This is a genomic window from Alteromonas sp. ABV4_150 (genome assembly GCF_056311745.1).
The window spans coordinates 3,299,613-3,317,749 of sequence record NZ_CM149971.1 but is presented as its reverse complement, the minus strand read 5'-3'; the positions used below and the strand labels follow the sequence as shown (position 1 = coordinate 3,317,749).

The following is an 18,137-nucleotide window of genomic DNA, read 5'->3' as shown; positions in this document are numbered from 1 at the left end:
TTGAAGCTCTAGTAAACGCTGGGCTTTACGCTTAAATTAAAGTGCAAAGCCCTTAAACTGTTACAGATTTGGCATCTAGCGCTAATTTAAGCTGTATAGTCACATCATTTTGCACAACGGGCTTAGCAAGAAAGTCCTGCATGCCCGCCTCGCTACAGCTAGCTTTATCTTCTGCCGTAGTATTGGCGGTAACAGCGATAATGCGCCCGTTTTTAGGCATTAGGTTTTCTTGCATTATTATCTTCGTTGCACTTACGCCATCTAATACAGGCATAGCACAGTCCATAAAGATAATATCGTACTTTTTGGCCCTTGCCATTTGTACTGCGACTTCTCCGTTTTCAGCTTCATCAGGTACGTAATTGAACTTTTCAAGCATGGACCCCAAGACTAGGCGGTTTATATCGTTATCGTCCACAACTAAGATGTTCAAGGGCACACTCAATAGCTCAGAGGAAAGCTCTACATCGCCATTGGCTGTCTCATCTACCGACGCCATTTCAATGGGTATAGCCACGTCAAAACAGGTTCCTTTACCCACACTCGAGCGTACTTCAAGCTCGCCTCCCATCTTCTCAACAAGTTGGTTGACGATAGAAAGACCTAATCCATTGCCGTTTAGCTCTTCTGATGAACTGTTAGTATCATTCTGAAACGGTCTGAAAATCCGTGACAAGATATCGTCGCTCATGCCAACACCGGTATCTTCGACTGAGGCAAGTAGAATAGGAAGGTCGCCTTGATGCTTCAGCGTCACCTGTACAGAAATATAGCCTTTCGCGGTGAATTTTACGGCGTTCGACAGTAAGTTGGTTATTACCTGACTTATTCTAGCTGCATCGCCATGTACATAGGTCTTTTCGTCGAAAGACAGCACAGCGTAAAGTCTTACCCCTTTCTCGGCACATTTAGTTTTAAACACATCGACAATGTCTTCGCACAAAGAGCGAACGCAAAAATCGCTGTGCTTGAGACTAAATTCCCCGTTAATAATTGAGGTATAATCAAGCACATCATTGATAAGTGATAACAAACGATCTGCGCTGTGCAACGCAACGTCAGCCTTCCTTATTCTTACATTGTCTTTCGTTTCAAACTTTATCGCTTGAAGCATGCCAGTGATGCCATTTAAGGGGGTTTTCAGCTCGTGGCTAATTCTTGAAAGCAACATTCCGCGCTCTTTCGATGCGGCTTCTGCCTCTTTGCGTCGCTCATCCAATTCCAACCTGAGTTGAACTGATTTATTCACGTTTTGACACGTTCCGAACAAGCGAATGCACTTACCATGCTTCATTTCGGCCATACCGTGGGTTTCTATCCACACTGAATTACCTTTTGCAGTAGTAAGTTCAAGTGTTGCGCTCCATGGCTCACCGGTCTCAGTAGCGTGAGAAACGATGCGACTTATCTCGTTTCTATCAAACCCTTCTTTGTAGAAGGCAATTGCCGTATCTAATGTAGGTGTGTAGCTGTCGTCCACCTCGTGTATTAGGCGAGTTTGAGATGACCAAGTTAACTCGTTGGTAGTAAAGTCGACTTCCCACGTACCAACACTCGCAACATTTTGCAGCTTTTCATACAGCGTATTTTGCGTTGATTCTGCTTTTTCAATGTGAAACTTGTCTAGGGTAACGGACAACCACTCATCGAGCAATGCCACTTTATCCAAGTTGCTAGACTGGTCAGGGCATGCATTGATGAACACTAAACAGACGTATCCGCCGTCAAGCTTATGGACTTTACCTCTGATATATTTTTCCGCGCTGAAATAAGTTGTAAACCACTGCTTAAATGCCAAAGAACACTTAGCATTACTTACCGGAAAACAATTATCTACCGTAGAGCAGTTTGCAAACGAAGGGATAGATTTAAAACTGGGGGGATAAGCAGATGAGGCTTTGACTAGTATGTTGACGGTGTCCTCTTCAAGGTGCAAAAGCAGTGCTTGGAATATCCCAAGAGTGTCACAACCTCGCTGTAATAACTGGGTAAGCGACGACTTTAAGCGCTCTTCCAGCTTCACATTCAAACCCGATAGCTCGTCAAAATAAACCATTGCTCTTTACCTAAGCCTCAAACGTGTACCAAAGGGGTACTATCCGCAGCCACTACAAATTTCGAGAATAGTACGTCATAAGGTATGATAATAGCGCGCTATCGATAACTGCGACATTAAACAATAGGATAGTATATGGCGCGTAATAAGCTTTAACCTCTAGCTTGATTTCGCCCTGATTCCTTAGCTTCAAACAGCGACACATCAGCATCCTCAATAAGGGCCGTAAAGCTGTCTTGAGCGACTTCTGTTGCTTTCAAAACCGCAAAGCCTGCGCTAATAGAAACCCGGTTTTCAATACCTTTACCGTGAGGGATTCTCGCTTTATCCACCGCCTCTACTAATTGATTTGCCACAAGCTTAGTACCATGTCGGTCGTTATATGGAAGAATGACTAAGAACTCTTCACCGCCGAAACGTATCACAGCATCTTTAGGTCTCTTGACTGTATCAGACACTATCTGTGCCACTCTTTGAAGGCACAAGTCACCTTCAAGGTGCCCATAGGTATCGTTGAAGAGTTTAAAGTAATCAATGTCTAGCATTATAGCCCCTACCGATCCTTTATCTCTAGCCACCTGCTTTATCAATAACGGAATTTCCTTGGTCAGGTACATTCTATTGTAAAGGCCGGTAAGCTGGTCATGAAACGTCATCATTTCAAGAAACTCGGTACGAAGCTTATTTTGAAGGTGTGTTTTTACTCGGTGAGTTAGCGTTGACGCGTTTACTGGCTTCATTACAAAATCAGACGCACCTACTTCCCAGCAAGCGTTTTCACTTTCAATATCCATAGTAGACGTAACGAATATAACTGGAATATCTTTGGTTTCAGGAGCAGCTTTTAATGTTGCACACACCTCAAGGCCGCCGATATCCGGCATATTCATATCGAGTAAAACGAGATCAGGTAGCGCTTCGGCACAGTAGGATATGGCACCGCTTCCAGAATCGACCGTCGTACAGTGAAATTCGACTTTGAGTATCGATTCCAAAAGCAATCGACTAATTGGCTCGTCGTCAACAATAAGTACATTGCACTGTGAGTAGGGTTTAATTTTATTTCCGTCCATTTCTTTTTTAGCGCGAACTGCTAGCAAAACAAGCGTTGTCGCATTGTAATATAAAGCTTTTTTAATATGTGTAGCGTTGGTATATAGTCTAACATCTACAAGGTATATGTATATTGAAAAGGCTAATTTTGAACACGCTATGGGTATTAAAAAAAACACCTATAGCGAGCGGAGATTAAGTGGATGAGATAGCCGTCCTAAATCAGGCGACTTCTTCATCGCTTATAAATTGTGCAAAAAAATCGTTAATGGCTATGGGACGACACATGAAATAGCCTTGACCTTGATGGCAGCCTAGTGCTTTTAGCTCGTTGAAATGTGATTGTGTCTCTATTCCCTCAGCAACAATAGTTAATTCCAAGCTTAGGGCTAAGTGTACGATTGCAGTGACAATATCGTGAGCTTGCTGCTCCTTATCCATATCAATAACGAAAGATCGGTCTATTTTTAGCACGTTGAGCGGAAATTGACGCAGGTACGATAAACTTGAATAACCGGTGCCGAAATCATCAAGGGCTAGGGTAACGCCTAGCGACGTTAATTTGTTGAGGATATCTCGTGTTTGCTCAAAGTCGTGCATTAGCGCAGACTCCGTCACCTCAAGCTCTATTGAACTGGCTTCAATACCCGTAGTTCGAATAATTTCTGCTACTTCATCCGCAAACCCTGGGTTTGCTAGCTGTTTGGCAGCCACATTTACTGCCACCCTAAAGTGCTTGTTTTGTTCATTACACTGGGCAATGAATTCACAGCTTTTTTGAAGCACCTGTTTACCTAGCTGATGTATTAGACCGGTTTCTTCAGCGAGGGGAATAAATTTATCTGGCCCAATTACATTACCGTTTTCATCGAACATTCTAACTAAACTTTCAGCGCTGATTACTTCATCGCTATTGAAGTCGTATTTTGGCTGAAGATAGATAGCCAAACTGTTATTTTCAATTGCCTGTCTAAGCTTAATCTCCATTTCGACCCTGTGATGCATGGCATGCTGCAAGTCTTTTGAGAAAAAGCTGAAAGTGTCTTTGCCTTTCGATTTCGAACGATACATTGCGGAATCAGCATGCCGCATCATTTCTTCTGCATTCACTGCATCCTGCGGATACAAGCTGATTCCGATACTTAGACTAAATCGATGGGACTTTCCGTCTATCTCTATAGGCACTCTGCCCGCCTGAAGAAAAGCCATGGCAATACTATCTGCACTGAATCCAGAGCCTATATCCGATAAAAGGCAAGCAAACTCGTCACCGCCCACTCGCGCGAGTGTAGCGTTTTGTCCAAGTGTATTTGCGAGACGCTTCGCTACCGTCGATATGACGAAATCTCCGACCTGATGTCCTAGGCTATCGTTAAGATATTTAAAGTTATCAATATCAATTAGCAGTAGCGCAATACTTTGCTTACTAGTAAAGCTTCTTGCGATTGCTTGAACAACCCTGTCGTGAAGCAACACACGGTTTGGCAAGCCTGTAAGCTGATCATGGTTGGTTAGATGGGTCATTTTCACCGCCATTTCAGCGGCTTCAGACACATCTTGAAAAACCATAACAGCGCCGGTTATGTTGCCATCATCGTCAACAATCGGTGATGCAGTATCTTCAACTCTAAATAGTTGCTTGTGCCTATTAACAAGGGTCGCGTTATACGACATCGCCACCGGGCGCTTTACCTCTAGCGCGTAAAGAGCAGGGTTTAACAACGGCTCATGACTTGATACATCTCGCAGAGTCATGATCTCATCAACGGGCTTACCGAGTGCATCTTGCGCATTGTAGCCTGTCAATCTTTGTGCAACAGGGTTGATAAATGTGACATCTCCAGCCGCATCAATTGAAATGACCCCGTCAGCTATCGACCTCAATGTAATGGCAAGTTGTTTTTTTTCAGCTTCAAGTTCTTGATTAACCTTCTTCAGTAAGGCTTTTTGAGATTGAAGCGTGAGATGGTTCTTCACTCTCATCCGACACATTTCTATATTGATAGGCTTTGAGACAAAGTCTATCGCGCCGAGCGACAGCGCGCTGTGTTCGTTTTCAGTGTCGCTATGAGAGGTGATAAAAATAACGGGAATTGAAGCTGTGTTTGGACATGCTTTAAGTTGCTTACAAACATCAAAGCCTGAAAGCTCAGGCATGCTAATATCCAAAACGATTAAGTCTGGCTGCTGTGCCTGAATTATAGAGAACGCTGCTACACTTTGTGAAACCGTAACAACTTCTGCTAAAGACTCTACCGCACTTTCCAGTAGCAAGAGTGTTGTTGGTTCATCGTCAATGATGACTACTTTTTGAGTCTCATTTTCCATGAGAATTACCGTATTACATTATAAATTCCTTATTTAGTATCGTCTGACATACGCAAAATAACATTAATCTTTAGTCTAATATTGTTAATGAAAACAGAATTTTAGCGGTAATACATTGACTAAAAGGCTTTTTGTAACGCACAATTAACTCTCTATTAAACCCTGTTTGAACTGCTTGGTGATAAGAATGGATACGTTACATACGCATAGTGGGCTTCTAAAAGAAAAACTGTGGAATAAAGAAGGCAGCGTTGAGCAGACTCGGCGGCAATGAAGGGTTGTTGAATCGCATTGTTGAAATGTTTTTAGTGCAGATAACACAGAAGCAAGAAGCCTTTCAAAAAGCCGCAACTGAGTTAAACGTCGATGCAGTAAAATTTACAAGTCACGCAATGAAAGGCGTATCAGGAGATGTAGGAGCTGACGCAGTTCGAGAAAAAGCCGCATCTATTGAAAATAAAGCCAAGCAAGGTGATTTAACTGATATAGCTACAGATATAGAAGAACTAAATAGCTTAATCGAGCAAACGCTTATCGTAATGCAATCTTGAGGCGAAGCGAGCTTATCTAGACTTCCTTTGCAAGCTCGCGCCCTTGCTTTGCAGGTCATTTACATAGCCCCAGTAACCTGCTTAATTAATGCGTTTTTCTTCTCTTCTGGTAGGAAACTTGCCTTAAAACTGTTTGCGGCCAGCACGCGAATGGTCTTCTCATCTATATTCAGCGATTCATGAAGCGCTTCAAAATTTTCGTTTAAGAAACCACCAAAGTAGGTAGGGTCGTCAGAATTAACCGTCACTAATAAGCCAGCATCTAACAGATGCACGATATTGTGCTCTTTCATATCGTCAATCACGCATAGCTTTAAATTACTCAGAGGACAAACGGTAAGAGGTATTTGCTTTTCTTTTAGAAGCGCCATGAGAGCTTTATCTTCTTGGCAGCGTACGCCGTGATCAATTCGGTCAACGTTTAGCAGTTCAATAGCCTCCCAAATATAAGATGCCGGGCCCTCTTCTCCTGCATGGGCAACAATCTTAAAACCAAGGGACTTTGCTTTTTTGAAAACTCGCTCGAACTTAGACGGCGGGTGACCCAACTCTGAACTATCAAGACCCACTGCTTTAATATACTCGTAATAAGGTTTTGCAGCTTCTAGTGTTTCGAAAGCTTCACTTTCGGGCAAATGTCTTAAGAAAGACATTATCAGATAGCTGCTTATACCAAATTCTTCTTCAGCCTTTTGCATTGCGCGCAAAAATCCGGGCATGAACACATCAAAACCGATTCCTCGCTCAGTGTGAGTTTGAGGGTCAAACATAATTTCACTATGAACGATATTTTCTTCAGCGCATCGCAATAAGTATTCCCACATTAACGTGAAGAAATCTTCTTCATCTCTTAAGACTCCTGCCCCTGCGTAATAAAGATCAAGGAAGCTTTGCAAATCTTTAAAATTGTATGCGGCTTCAATCTCTTCCACGCTTGCATAGGGAAGTGATACACTATGCTTATCAGCTAGGCGCCACATGAGTTCAGGCGTTAAGCTACCTTCTATATGCAGATGCAGTTCGGCCTTTGGTATGTTTCTAATTATTGATGACAGCGACATGGCCCCTCACTTTTTTGCACTATGGTAATGCAAAAGCATTTAATTGGTGCGTAATAGTTTATCTTTAATGTTATCTGTAAACGAGTTCTATTGCTCATTTAGGTTTTGTTAGCGGTTTTTCTAGCACCATCTATGTTAGTTACTAACCGTTTAGCTGGCTTTGTGCTGCCTGGCTAGTGACCTCGAGTCACGCAATGATTGTACGTTGATCATTGTACTGAAATTAACGTTAGCACAAAACACACCAACAAGTTGACTAATTGGTCAGTTTATTGCTTTCAAACGCATAAAATACTTAATAAAACACAAACAGAGAACTCTTGATGTCCAACAACGTTATTGAACGGCTATTTAAGCTGCAGGAGCACGGCACAACGGTAAAAACTGAGATCATTGCCGGTCTGACTACCTTCGCGGCTATGTCTTATATCCTCGTGGTAAACCCGGGAATTCTGGGCCTTAGTGGCATGCCCGTAGAGGGGCTTATTACAGTGACAGCAGTTGCCGCCTGCATCGGCACATTGATGATGGCGTTGATGACTAACTACCCTATTGCCTTGGCGCCAGGTATGGGCTTGAATGCGTTTTTCGCTTTCACTATTTGTCTTGGCCGCGAAGTTCCGTGGGAAGCAGCCCTAGGCATTGTATTTTGGAACGGTATTCTTTTCTTAATACTCTCTCTTACTGGCGTTCGAACCAAAATAGCTGAGTCTATTCCTCCTTCACTCAAGATAGGTGTTCAGTGTGGTATAGGTTTGTTCATTGCCTTTATCGGCCTAAAAAACGCGGGCCTTATTGTTGATAACCCTGCAACCTTTGTTCAGCTTGGTGACCTTTCTGAGCCGGCTGTCATGCTTGCGCTTGTTGGCATTATCTTTACTATCGTTCTTATGGTTAAGCGCGTTACCGGCGCTATATTAATCTCTATCGTTACCCTCACTTTAATCGGTGCTTTTATCCCTACCGAAAACGGAACGTTAACCGCTACTCCTTCTGCCGTTGTTGGCATGCCAGAGTCTATTTCAAATACATTTATGGCAATGGACTTTTGGTACCCTATCGATCACCTCGCAGAAACGTGGGACCTTATTTTCGCACTTATGTTCGTGAACATGTTCGACACTATAGGCACATTAATAGGCGTATCGCGTAAAGCCAACTTGCTGAACTCAGAAGGTAAGCTACCGAAAATTGGTCCAGCCATGACGGCGGATGCATCAGCGAGTGTAGCTGGTGCTTTTGTGGGTACTTCACCGGTTACCAGCTATGTTGAATCTGCCACTGGCGTTTCAGCTGGTGGTCGAACGGGGCTTACCGCAGTGGTGGTTTCTATATGCTTCCTGTTGTCGCTTTTCCTCACGCCATTGATGAAAGTTATTCCACTAATGGCAACGACCCCGGCGTTATTAATGGTAGGCATTCTAATGATGGAATCGATTCGACAAGTTGATTTTGACGACTTAGGGGCTTTAGCAACCGCGTCGGTTGCACTTATTGCGATGCCTTTGACATTTAGTATCAGCGAAGGCATCGCCCTTGGTTTTATTACCTATGTGGGTATTAAGGTGGGTACCGGTAAATTTAAGGAAGTGACTCCACTTACTTATGCCTTAGCTATCGTTTTCTTACTTAGGTACTTACTAGATTTAAAATAATCTATCGGTGCGTGTGAGTGATATTACGCACAAGCCCTTAATTTGGATAAAAAAAGGTGGCTTCAATGCCACCTTTCTTTTATGCGCTCTGGTATAAACACGCTGATGTTTTACTTTAATCCGTCGTATGTGAAGGTAACTGCTTTATCGCCCATAAATACGATTTTTACATGTTTACTGTCTTCAGCGCCCCATGTACACGCCATAGTGCCCATTGTTTTACCGCAGTTGTCGGCTGAACCTAAAACAGCTTCAACTTCATCCTGAGACATTCCCATCTTTAGCTTGTCATAATTTTCTTTAGTTAGCTTTGAGCACGCAGTTAACGCTAATGCACTAAAAGCAATGATGGCTATTTTTGATTTCATGGTTTTGTCCTTTATCTAAGTGAAAGTAAAAGCAACCTACCCGTCGCCCCTTATCTTCCACCTTGCTTTATGTGAATTACGATGGCGTACTGTAAACGCTATGAACCCGTCTTGTCACTACCATCTTTAGGGTGAGTGGCTAACCAGTGGCGAGCAATTTGCTCTCTCGTGGCTAACCACACTTTGTCATGAGATTTTACGTACTCGATAAAACGCTTAAGCGCTGCAAGCCTAGCAGGTCTTCCGATAATGCGATTATGAAGCCCGATAGAAAGCATTTTGGGCGCTTCTTCCCCTTCTTCATACAACACGTCAAACGCATCTTTTAAATAAGTAAAAAACTGTTCGCCACTATTGAAACCTTGAGGTGTGGCAAAACGCATATCGTTTGTGTCTAACGTGTAAGGCACCATAAGTAGCGGCTTACTGTAGTGGCCGTCGTAGTATGGCAAATCGTCAGCGTAAGAGTCTGCGCAATATAAAATGTCGTCGCGCTCTGCTATTAGTTTAAGTGTATTAGGGCTGGTTCTGCCTGTGTACCAACCAACGGGTTTCTTACCCGTTAACTGCTCGTGAAGAATAATAGCCTCATCGATTTGTTTGCGCTCATCATCTTCACTCATATCCTGATAGTGCACCCAGCGCATGGCGTGACTGGCTATTTCCCAACCAGAGTCCATCATGGCTTTCACAGCATCAGGGTGGCGCTGCATGGCCATGGTAACGCCAAATACAGTCACAGGAATGTCGTACTTATTTAGCAAGCGGTGTAAACGCCAAAAACCTGCACGACTGCCGTATTCGTAAATAGATTCCATGCTAAGGTGACGATCTTTATAGGCTTGTGCACCTATAATTTCCGATAAGAATATTTCAGACGCCTCATCACCATGAAGCACACAGTTTTCGCCACCTTCTTCGTAATTCAATACAAATTGAACGGCTATTTTTGCATCACCAGGCCAGTTCGCCCGAGGTACGTGTTGACCATAGCCAATGAGGTCGCGAGGATACACAGACTCACTCATACTGCACCTCGAAACTTTCAGGAACAGCTAAACCACAGCCGCCAAGTACAAGCTTAACTACTTGCTTAGTTGCGTCTTCAAAATCTGCTTTAGTCATCTTCTTACCCCGTAGTCGGGTAATCTGCGCTGAAAAATCAGCATAGTGCTGGGTGCTGGCCCAAATGGTATAAAGCAAGTATTCGCCTTCAACGTGAGGGAGTTTGCCTGCTTTTATCCACTCATCAATAACTTCAAGACGCCCTTTCATCCATAGTGCATGCTCTTCATCGAAGTATCCGCTTAAGTTCTGCGCCCCGTTAATAATTTCCATGGCAAAAATCTTCGACGCCAAGGGATGGGTGCGCGATACTTCCATTTTTTCAGCTATGTAATTGGCAAGTACCTCGGCGGGATCATCTTCTACTGTTGCTCTGTCAAAACGCGAGTTCCACAATGAAAGCGTCTCTTCCAATACCGCTACGTATAGCTCTTGTTTCGTTTTGAAATAATACAAAACGTTTGTTTTTGGAAGTCCTGCTTCGTCAGCAATCTTCTGCACTGCTGTGCCTTTGAAGCCAAACTGTGCAAAACACTTTTCAGCGGCTTGGAGTATTTTTCTTCTGTTCATAGCGCCAACGCCAGCGTCAGCGCTCTTTACCTTCATCATTATTATCTAAATTCCTTTGCAATCTACTTTGCAAGCGTACAGGCAGGAAAAATGCTGCATGCCTTTTTGATAGGTTAGCATTTATTACCAAGGTGTTGCTATGCTCTTAAAGTTCAGAGTTACCCACCACCTGCGCCCCTCTCCAATGAAATGAGTCATTCAGAAAGTATTTATTCTGCATTCAACTTAAAACCTAGCACGAATCTTGCCTTATTCTTTATACAAATTGATGCGTTTCTTGTTAAAAACACGCGGGGAGGCGTTATATAACTTCCCATAAATCTGCACAAAATCATGGCCTTTTATAACTCGGCCATTTTTTATAAGCAATAAATTGACCAAATGGTCTACTTTTATGATAAAAATACAGCTATATTAATGAATACAAGAATGAATATAACAAGAAGGTGTGAGTATGATTCGCTTTCTAATAAATAACGATGTTGTTGAGTTAAACGAAGCGCGAGCCGACCTCACCCTTCTGCAATTTATACGCGAACATCGCAAGAAAACAGGCACTAAAGAAGGCTGTGCAGCAGGCGACTGTGGCGCGTGCACCGTAGTGCTTGTAGAGCCAGTATCATCTGATAACGCTACAAAACTTAACTACCGTACAGTAAATAGCTGCATCACGCTTATGAGCGCTGTACACGGCAAACAGCTATTGTTCGTAGAACATTTAAGCGATGGTAAACATTTACACCCTGTACAGCAGGCCTTGGTTGATTATCACGGCTCGCAGTGTGGCTTCTGCACACCAGGGTTTATCATGTCGATGTTTGCCTTGTATCACAGTAATACAAAACCTAATCGCGACGATGTGCTCCATGCTTTATCTGGTAACCTGTGCCGCTGTACTGGCTATCGACCTATTATCGACGCTACACTGGCGGTGTGCCAACAAACACCTGATGATCAGTTCTCGGCGCGCCAAGACACTACTCTTGCAACGTTATTATCACTATCTAGTGAGAAGCCATCGGGTACAGGCAATATATATACACCAACCTCCCGCGAAGAATTAAAAGCGCTCATTGAGGCGAACCCTAACGCACAGCTAGTGGCAGGCAGCACTGATTTAAGTTTGCAGTTCACCCAACAGTTAAAAAACGTAGATACGCTGATCAGCGTTACGCATATCGATGCACTTAAAAAGTGCACCAAAAACGAGCATTCTCTTACTATTGGTGCAGCCGTTCCGCTCAATGACGCAGCACCGCTTTTACTAGACGCATTTCCACAAGTAGCCGAACTGGTAACGCGCTTTGCGTCTTTGCCAATTCGCAACCAAGCAACGATTGGTGGGAATGTTGCCAACGCATCTCCTATTGGTGATATGCCTCCCTTACTACTTGCACTGAACGCTATATTACATTTGGATAATGGAGAGCGTGTTCGCACGATCCCTCTTAGCACTTTTTTCACGGGTTACCGGGAAACTACGCTAGCTAACGATGAATGGATAAGTGCAATAGAAATACCGCTTAAACAGCCTAAACAAGCACTTGCTGCCTATAAAATATCAAAACGTTTTGAAGATGACATATCCGCGGTATGTGCAGTGTTCAACGTTACCTTAGAAGATGGCAAGGTTGAGGCAATCACCAGTGGCTTTGGCGGCGTTGCTGCCGTACCGTCTACTTGTGAAGCATTGGAAAATGCTCTGAAAGGTAAACAGTTCGCGAGCAAAGAATGCTTAACCTTAGGCAAGCAAATCTTATTTGATGCGTTTGCACCTATTGATGACGTGCGCGCGACAGCACAATACCGCAAAACCGTGTTAGCTAACTTGTGGCACCGCTTCTGGTTAGAAAACCAAACAGTTAACCATATTGAAACTCGGGTGGTGCAGCATGCGTAAGTTAATTGATGCCCCTAATCCTGTAGAAAAAAACGGCGAACAAGAAGTTGTTCACGTCTCTAAAAAGCACGAAAGTGCGGCACGCCAGGTACAAGGTAGCGCCAACTACGTTGATGATGTAGTTGAACCTCAGGGTACGCTTTATGCGGCAGTCGGTGTAAGCCAGTGCGCCAAAGGTACTATCAGCTCTGTAGATCTGAACGCCGTGCGCCAAAGCGAAGGCGTTATTGATGTCATCACCATTGATGACGTGCCTGGACATAAAGACATTGGCCCTGTGTTTGAAGGTGACCCATTACTTGCGAACGGCGAAATTAAGTTCTTCGGTCAACCGGTGTTTGCAGTACTTGCCACTTCAGTAAATCTTGCCCGACAAGCTGCGCTAAAGGGCAGTATAGAAGTAGACGAAGCTACACCTGTACTCAATGCTGAAGCTGCCCACCAGCAGCAAAAATTTGTTCGCCCGTTACATAGATTTGGTCAACATGCTGCCCGCGTTGATAGCACTATTGAAAACGCTAAGTATAAGGCACATGGTTCGCTAAGCATTGGCGGTCAGGAGCACATGTACTTAGAAGGTCAAGTTAGCCTTGCGATCCCCGATGAAGAAGATCGCATGAAAATCTATACCTCTAGTCAGCATCCAAGTGAAGTGCAAAAGCTAGTTGCAGAAGTACTAGATGTTAAATTACACCGAGTAATGGTAGACATGAGGCGTATGGGCGGCGGCTTTGGCGGTAAAGAAACCCAAGCAGCACAATGGGCCTGTATCGCTGCTCTGCTCGCTTCACGCAATCAGTGCGCAGTTAAGCTTCGTTTGCCGCGCTTCACCGATATGCACGTTACAGGTAAACGACACCCGTTTGAAAATGAATTTGATGTGGCATTTGACGAAACTGGTAAAATTGAAGCGACTCGCATGACCATTAATGGCATTTGTGGGCATTCTCCTGATTTATCAGACGCTATTGTAGATAGAGCCATGTTCCACGCTGATAACGGCTACTTCCTAGGCGATAGCGATATTGTCGGTCACAGACTGCAAACCAATATGGTATCGCACACCGCTTATCGAGGGTTTGGCGGCCCCCAAGGCATGATCATGGCCGAAGCCATGATTGACAAAATCGCACGAGCTATCGGCAGCGACCCGCTATCGGTAAGAAAGCGTAACTTATACGGCCCGACCACCGGCAGTTTTACTCCATATGGCATGAAGGTAGAGCACAACCTTTTACCCGATATGATTGCCGAGTTAGAAGAAAGTGCACAATATTGGCAGCGCCGAGACGCGATTGCAGCGTTTAACCGCGAAAGCCCGGTAGTTAAGAAGGGCCTAGCGCTAACGCCGGTTAAATTTGGTATTTCATTTACCTCAAAGCACTTAAATCAAGCTGGCGCTTTAGTCCATATTTATACCGATGGCAGTATTCAGGTAAACCACGGTGGCACAGAGATGGGCCAAGGCCTGCACACTAAAATAGGCCAGATCGCTGCCAATGAGTTTGGTCTAGATTTAGATATGATTGAAGTTACCGCTACGCGCACGGATAAAGTACCGAACACTTCGCCAACAGCGGCATCAAGTGGAACTGACATGAACGGAAAAGCCGTACAAAACGCGTGTATTACATTAAAAACTCGCTTGGCTGAATGCTACGCCAAAAGCTTGGGTCTAGAGGGCCGCGCTGGTGATGTGCAGTTTATTAATGAGCACGTTGTGTTAGATGAACACAGCATTGCCTTCAATGAGCTGGTTCAACAAGCGTATTTTGCCCGAGTGTCTCTGTCTTCAAGCGGTTTTTATAAAACACCTAAATTGCAGTACAACCGTGATACAGGCGAAGGCCGCCCGTTTTTCTACTTTGCTTACGGCGTTTCGATGAGCGAAGTCTCGGTAGATACACTGACTGGCGAATACACGGTAGATAAAGTTAACGTTATTCACGATGTAGGTAATAGCCTTAACCCTGCAATTGATATTGGCCAAATTGAAGGCGCCTTTATCCAAGGTATGGGCTGGCTTACTACGGAAGACCTACAATGGAACGAGGCAGGCAAGCTGATAAGTGAAAACATGGCGACCTATAAAATTCCTGCCATTGGCGATACGCCCAAGGAATTTAACGTGAAGCTTTTTGGTAGAGAAAATGCTGAAGACAGCATTTACCACTCAAAAGCTGTGGGTGAGCCACCGTTTATGCTAGCAATTTCAGTATGGAGTGCTTTAAAAGACGCGATATCTAGCCTATCTGGCTACACTGTAGACCCGCAGTTAGATACGCCAGCCACACCCGAGCGCGTGTTAAATGCTGTCGCTGCAATCCAACAAGCAGATACACAAGGTATAGCTGTATGACGCGCGCAGCAACGCCATCATTTCGCGCCCCCCAATCATTTCGTGCTACGCACTGGCACGAGGCGATAGCCGAGTGCCAAGAGCGTAATGAGGGCTATGTTTTAGTTACCGTTGTGGGTACAGCGGGCTCCACACCCCGTGAACCGGGCAGTAAAATGGTGGTCACCGCTTCACACAGTATTGATACCATTGGTGGCGGACACCTTGAGTTTGATGCTATTGCCCGCGCCCGAGCATACCTTGCTAAAGGCGAAGTGTGCACTGAGCTACACAGCTACCCATTGAGCAGTTCTTTAGGGCAGTGCTGCGGCGGTGCGGTAAAGGTCCTGTTTGACGTATGCAATGTTCATCAGCAGCATATCGCCATTTTTGGCGCTGGCCATGTTGCAAAAGCTCTGGTTCCAATTTTGGCTCAATTGCCAGTTCGAATTTCATGGATAGACAATCGAGAAGATTTGTTCCCATCGACGCTACCAGCCAACGTTCAAAAAGTGGTGGAAGAAGCGCCCGAGAGTGAGGTAAGGCATCTTGCTGAAAATAGCTGGTTGATTATTCTCACCCACGATCATCAATTGGACTACCGTATAACCGAGCAAGCATTAAAACAACCTTCCCTGCCTTTTGTTGGGTTAATAGGTTCAGACACTAAAGCAAAGCGTTTTATTACCAAGCTTACCCAGCGCGGGTTTGAAAACCATGCGCTAGAGAGACTGTTCACGCCTATTGGCAATCGAGATATTCCTGGAAAGCGCCCTATTGAAGTTGCGGTTTCTATATCGGCGCAAATCATTGAACGTCTTCATACAAACCACGCAGCAGCGGCTTCAGAAAACGACGCTGATACAAATACTGATGCATGTACGGGTGAACATACAAAGCCCCCTGCTATAGTGCTGTAAAAGTGCAGCAAATAGAAAAGGATACCAGCAGTGACACTTACTGAATTAAATACACTAAGCGCTGAAGACGCATTTTCTTGGTTTGAGCAATGCTGCGCGGCGAAAGCATGGGTCTACCAAATGGTAGAAGCTCGCCCTTACAGCGATTTAGATACGCTTGTTAGCCAAGCAAAAGACGCTTGGGCAAAATGTGGCAATGATGACTACCTAGAAGCCTTTACAGCGCACCCTATGATTGGCGACGTAGACTCACTACGTAAAAAGTTTGCCAACACTAAAGCGATTGCTGCCGGTGAACAATCAGGCACGGCTAGTGCTTCTGAGGCCGTTTTGCATCAACTAAAAGAAGCTAATCACGCCTATTTAGATAAGCATGGGTTTATTTTTATTATCTGCGCTACCGGGCTTTCTGCGCAAACCATGCTGGAAGCTTTACAGGAAAGGCTGCCGAATACCACAAAGCAGGAAATATCTAATGCTGCCTCACAGCAGATAAAGATAACCCTGCTACGTATTAATAAAGCGCTTAATTAGTTCGAAGCCTTAATCGCCAGCCCAGACTTTTGTGCTACAGGCAACAGCAATACGAATTAAAAAATTTAAAGGACCACAGTATGAATACGCTTTCAAGCCACGTACTAGACACCACTTTGGGTAAGCCTGCACAAGGCATTGGACTTACCCTTACATTACCTGACGGCAGTACCCTTTCTGGTGAAACAGACAGTGATGGCCGCTTTAAAAACTGGGGCGTTGAGGATGGTTTTGCTGCAGGGGTTTATACCTTGCGCTTTCACTGCAAGCCATACCTAACACAAACTCATGGCAGCAGTTTCTATCCACACATTGATATTACGTTTGAACTTGTTGAGAATGGCGGTCACTATCACGTACCACTTCTTATCTCTCCATTCGGTTTCAGCAGCTACAGGGGCAGCTAACAAACATGCAGCTTTTTCGTGCAAGCATTGCGCACTTTCCTAAACAAACCACACAATTTGATAATGATATTGCCGTTTTTAAAGACGGTGGTTTGCTGGTAGATAACAAAGAAATAAAAGACATTGGCCCGTTTAGTGACCTAGCTGAACGTTACCCTGCCGCCACTGTCACTGATTTTTCGGGCAAGTGGATTTTACCAGGCTTAATAGACAGCCACCTGCATTATCCGCAAACCCAAAGTATTGCCCACTATGGTGAGCAGCTTTTGAGTTGGCTAGAAAACTACACGTTTCCCACTGAAATGCAGTTTGCCGATAGCGAACACGCCGACACCATCGCTAAAGTATTTTTAAACCAGCTGCTAAAAAACGGCACCACAACGGGGTTTGTTTTTACAACCGTTCATAAAAGCAGTAGCAAAGCACTATTTAGTGCCGCCAGCGAGATTGATATGGCGATAGTGGCTGGTAAAGTGTGTATGGACAGAAACTGCCCAAGTGCTCTGAACGATTGCCCTGACACAGCGCAAGCTGATAGTGCAGAGTTGATTGAGACTTGGCACAACAAGGGTCGTAATCGCTATGCGCTTACGCCTCGTTTTGCCCCCACCAGCACAGAAGCCCAGCTTGCCGCACTAGGCGAACTTGCCCAGCAATATCCCGACGTATTCATTCAAACCCACCTGTCTGAAAATTTAGACGAGATTGCATGGGTAAAAAGCTTATTCCCTAACGCTGACGGCTATCTAGATGTTTACGACAGCTACAATTTGGTGCGGGAGCGCGCAGTGTTTGGCCACGGTATCCACCTTACGCCTAACGAATGGGCGCGCCTTGGCGAGAGCGGCGCTACGGTTGCGTTTTGCCCTACGTCTAACTTGTTTTTAGGCAGCGGGCTTTTTGATATGACCGCAGCGCGTGCTAATAAAGTACATGTTGCCATGGCTACCGATGTGGGCGCAGGAACCACGTTCAACATGTTCAAGACCTATGGCGATGCATACAAGGTCAGTCAGTTGCGCAACGAGCCCATTAGCCCGTTGGAAGGGTTTTATCTTATGACCCAAGGCGCAGCAGTGGCCCATGCGCTTGACCATGAAATTGGTAACTTAAACCCAGGTTCTACCGCAGACTTTATCGTTGTAGAGCCAAGGTTCGATGAATTAACACGGTTGAGAATAAAAGAAGATGCACACTTCGATGATGTGTTTTTCGCGCTAAGTATTTTAGGTGATGACCGCGCTATTGAGCAGACGTGGATAAGCGGTAACTGCCGCTACATCAAAGAAGATAAAGAGTAACAAGCTACTGTAGGGCCAGCCGGCCCTAAA

General features: G+C 44.6%; 15 protein-coding genes. 8 read left to right on the top strand and 7 right to left on the bottom strand.

The genetic code is table 11. The features are described 5' to 3' along the window. Positions 1-52: 52 nt before the first annotated feature. The 3 genes from ACYX4M_RS14425 to ACYX4M_RS14415 form a co-directional block, all read right to left on the bottom strand. Positions 53-2,056 carry a hybrid sensor histidine kinase/response regulator gene (locus tag ACYX4M_RS14425; protein WP_476080625.1) on the bottom strand — a complete coding sequence of 668 codons (2,004 nt, stop codon included), beginning with the start codon at positions 2,054-2,056 and terminating at the stop codon, positions 53-55. A 152-nt stretch (positions 2,057-2,208) separates the two neighbouring features. Further along, positions 2,209-3,156, bottom strand: coding sequence for a diguanylate cyclase (locus ACYX4M_RS14420; protein ID WP_476080624.1), 948 nt, complete (start codon positions 3,154-3,156; stop codon positions 2,209-2,211). Between the two features lie 175 nt (positions 3,157-3,331). Continuing rightward, positions 3,332-5,437 (bottom strand): two-component system response regulator, encoded by a 2,106-nt coding sequence (locus ACYX4M_RS14415; protein ID WP_476080623.1) that lies wholly within the window; start codon positions 5,435-5,437, stop codon positions 3,332-3,334. Between the two features lie 251 nt (positions 5,438-5,688). Here ACYX4M_RS14415 and ACYX4M_RS14410 point away from each other — a divergent pair, with 251 nt between their 5' ends. Further along, positions 5,689-5,988, top strand: a complete 300-nt coding sequence (locus ACYX4M_RS14410) for an Hpt domain-containing protein (RefSeq protein ID WP_476080622.1) — start codon at positions 5,689-5,691, stop codon at positions 5,986-5,988. A 59-nt stretch (positions 5,989-6,047) separates the two neighbouring features. Here ACYX4M_RS14410 and ACYX4M_RS14405 read toward each other — a convergent pair whose 3' ends face one another. Beyond that, positions 6,048-7,049, bottom strand: coding sequence for an adenosine deaminase (locus tag ACYX4M_RS14405; RefSeq protein ID WP_476080621.1), 1,002 nt, complete (start codon positions 7,047-7,049; stop codon positions 6,048-6,050). Positions 7,050-7,372: 323 nt separating this feature from the next. Here ACYX4M_RS14405 and ACYX4M_RS14400 point away from each other — a divergent pair, with 323 nt between their 5' ends. Further along, complete coding sequence (locus ACYX4M_RS14400; RefSeq protein WP_476080620.1) at positions 7,373-8,704, top strand: NCS2 family permease; 1,332 nt, start codon at positions 7,373-7,375, stop codon at positions 8,702-8,704. A 110-nt stretch (positions 8,705-8,814) separates the two neighbouring features. Here ACYX4M_RS14400 and ACYX4M_RS14395 read toward each other — a convergent pair whose 3' ends face one another. From ACYX4M_RS14395 to ACYX4M_RS14385, 3 genes are all read right to left on the bottom strand, one after another. After that, positions 8,815-9,072 carry a DUF3862 domain-containing protein gene (locus ACYX4M_RS14395; RefSeq protein WP_476080619.1) on the bottom strand — a complete coding sequence of 86 codons (258 nt, stop codon included), beginning with the start codon at positions 9,070-9,072 and terminating at the stop codon, positions 8,815-8,817. A 98-nt stretch (positions 9,073-9,170) separates the two neighbouring features. Next, positions 9,171-10,100 (bottom strand): allantoinase PuuE, encoded by a 930-nt coding sequence (gene puuE, locus ACYX4M_RS14390; RefSeq protein ID WP_476080618.1) that lies wholly within the window; start codon positions 10,098-10,100, stop codon positions 9,171-9,173. Next, positions 10,093-10,746, bottom strand: coding sequence for a TetR family transcriptional regulator C-terminal domain-containing protein (locus ACYX4M_RS14385; protein WP_476080617.1), 654 nt, complete (start codon positions 10,744-10,746; stop codon positions 10,093-10,095). The genes puuE and ACYX4M_RS14385 overlap by 8 nt, the downstream gene beginning before the upstream one ends. A 415-nt stretch (positions 10,747-11,161) precedes the next feature. Between ACYX4M_RS14385 and xdhA the strand changes: the two genes are divergently transcribed. From xdhA to guaD, 6 genes are all read left to right on the top strand, one after another. Further along, complete coding sequence (gene xdhA, locus ACYX4M_RS14380; RefSeq protein ID WP_476080616.1) at positions 11,162-12,607, top strand: xanthine dehydrogenase small subunit; 1,446 nt, start codon at positions 11,162-11,164, stop codon at positions 12,605-12,607. Continuing rightward, positions 12,600-14,966, top strand: a complete 2,367-nt coding sequence (gene xdhB / locus ACYX4M_RS14375; RefSeq protein ID WP_476080615.1) for a xanthine dehydrogenase molybdopterin binding subunit — start codon at positions 12,600-12,602, stop codon at positions 14,964-14,966. The genes xdhA and xdhB overlap by 8 nt, the downstream gene beginning before the upstream one ends. Further along, on the top strand, positions 14,963-15,865 hold the full coding sequence (xdhC, locus tag ACYX4M_RS14370; RefSeq protein WP_476080614.1) for a xanthine dehydrogenase accessory protein XdhC: 903 nt from the start codon (positions 14,963-14,965) through the stop codon (positions 15,863-15,865). The genes xdhB and xdhC overlap by 4 nt, the downstream gene beginning before the upstream one ends. A 30-nt stretch (positions 15,866-15,895) precedes the next feature. Further along, positions 15,896-16,399: a 2-oxo-4-hydroxy-4-carboxy-5-ureidoimidazoline decarboxylase gene (uraD, locus tag ACYX4M_RS14365; protein ID WP_476080613.1), complete on the top strand. Its 504-nt coding sequence runs from the start codon at positions 15,896-15,898 to the stop codon at positions 16,397-16,399. Positions 16,400-16,479: 80 nt separating this feature from the next. Further along, positions 16,480-16,806 carry a hydroxyisourate hydrolase gene (gene uraH / locus ACYX4M_RS14360; protein ID WP_476073199.1) on the top strand — a complete coding sequence of 109 codons (327 nt, stop codon included), beginning with the start codon at positions 16,480-16,482 and terminating at the stop codon, positions 16,804-16,806. A gap of 5 nt (positions 16,807-16,811) precedes the next feature. Beyond that, positions 16,812-18,107 carry a guanine deaminase gene (gene guaD, locus ACYX4M_RS14355; protein WP_476080612.1) on the top strand — a complete coding sequence of 432 codons (1,296 nt, stop codon included), beginning with the start codon at positions 16,812-16,814 and terminating at the stop codon, positions 18,105-18,107. Positions 18,108-18,137 lie beyond the last annotated feature (30 nt).

Coding starts and splice junctions, on each gene's coding strand:
- ACYX4M_RS14415 (WP_476080623.1), bottom strand. CDS start 5,437: ATGGAAAATGAGACTCAAAAAGTAGTCATCATTGACGATGAACCAACA.
- uraH (WP_476073199.1), top strand. CDS start 16,480: ATGAATACGCTTTCAAGCCACGTACTAGACACCACTTTGGGTAAGCCT.
- ACYX4M_RS14425 (WP_476080625.1), bottom strand. CDS start 2,056: ATGGTTTATTTTGACGAGCTATCGGGTTTGAATGTGAAGCTGGAAGAG.
- xdhC (WP_476080614.1), top strand. CDS start 14,963: ATGACGCGCGCAGCAACGCCATCATTTCGCGCCCCCCAATCATTTCGT.
- guaD (WP_476080612.1), top strand. CDS start 16,812: ATGCAGCTTTTTCGTGCAAGCATTGCGCACTTTCCTAAACAAACCACA.
- xdhB (WP_476080615.1), top strand. CDS start 12,600: ATGCGTAAGTTAATTGATGCCCCTAATCCTGTAGAAAAAAACGGCGAA.
- ACYX4M_RS14385 (WP_476080617.1), bottom strand. CDS start 10,746: ATGATGAAGGTAAAGAGCGCTGACGCTGGCGTTGGCGCTATGAACAGA.
- xdhA (WP_476080616.1), top strand. CDS start 11,162: ATGATTCGCTTTCTAATAAATAACGATGTTGTTGAGTTAAACGAAGCG.
- puuE (WP_476080618.1), bottom strand. CDS start 10,100: ATGAGTGAGTCTGTGTATCCTCGCGACCTCATTGGCTATGGTCAACAC.
- ACYX4M_RS14400 (WP_476080620.1), top strand. CDS start 7,373: ATGTCCAACAACGTTATTGAACGGCTATTTAAGCTGCAGGAGCACGGC.
- ACYX4M_RS14405 (WP_476080621.1), bottom strand. CDS start 7,049: ATGTCGCTGTCATCAATAATTAGAAACATACCAAAGGCCGAACTGCAT.
- ACYX4M_RS14395 (WP_476080619.1), bottom strand. CDS start 9,072: ATGAAATCAAAAATAGCCATCATTGCTTTTAGTGCATTAGCGTTAACT.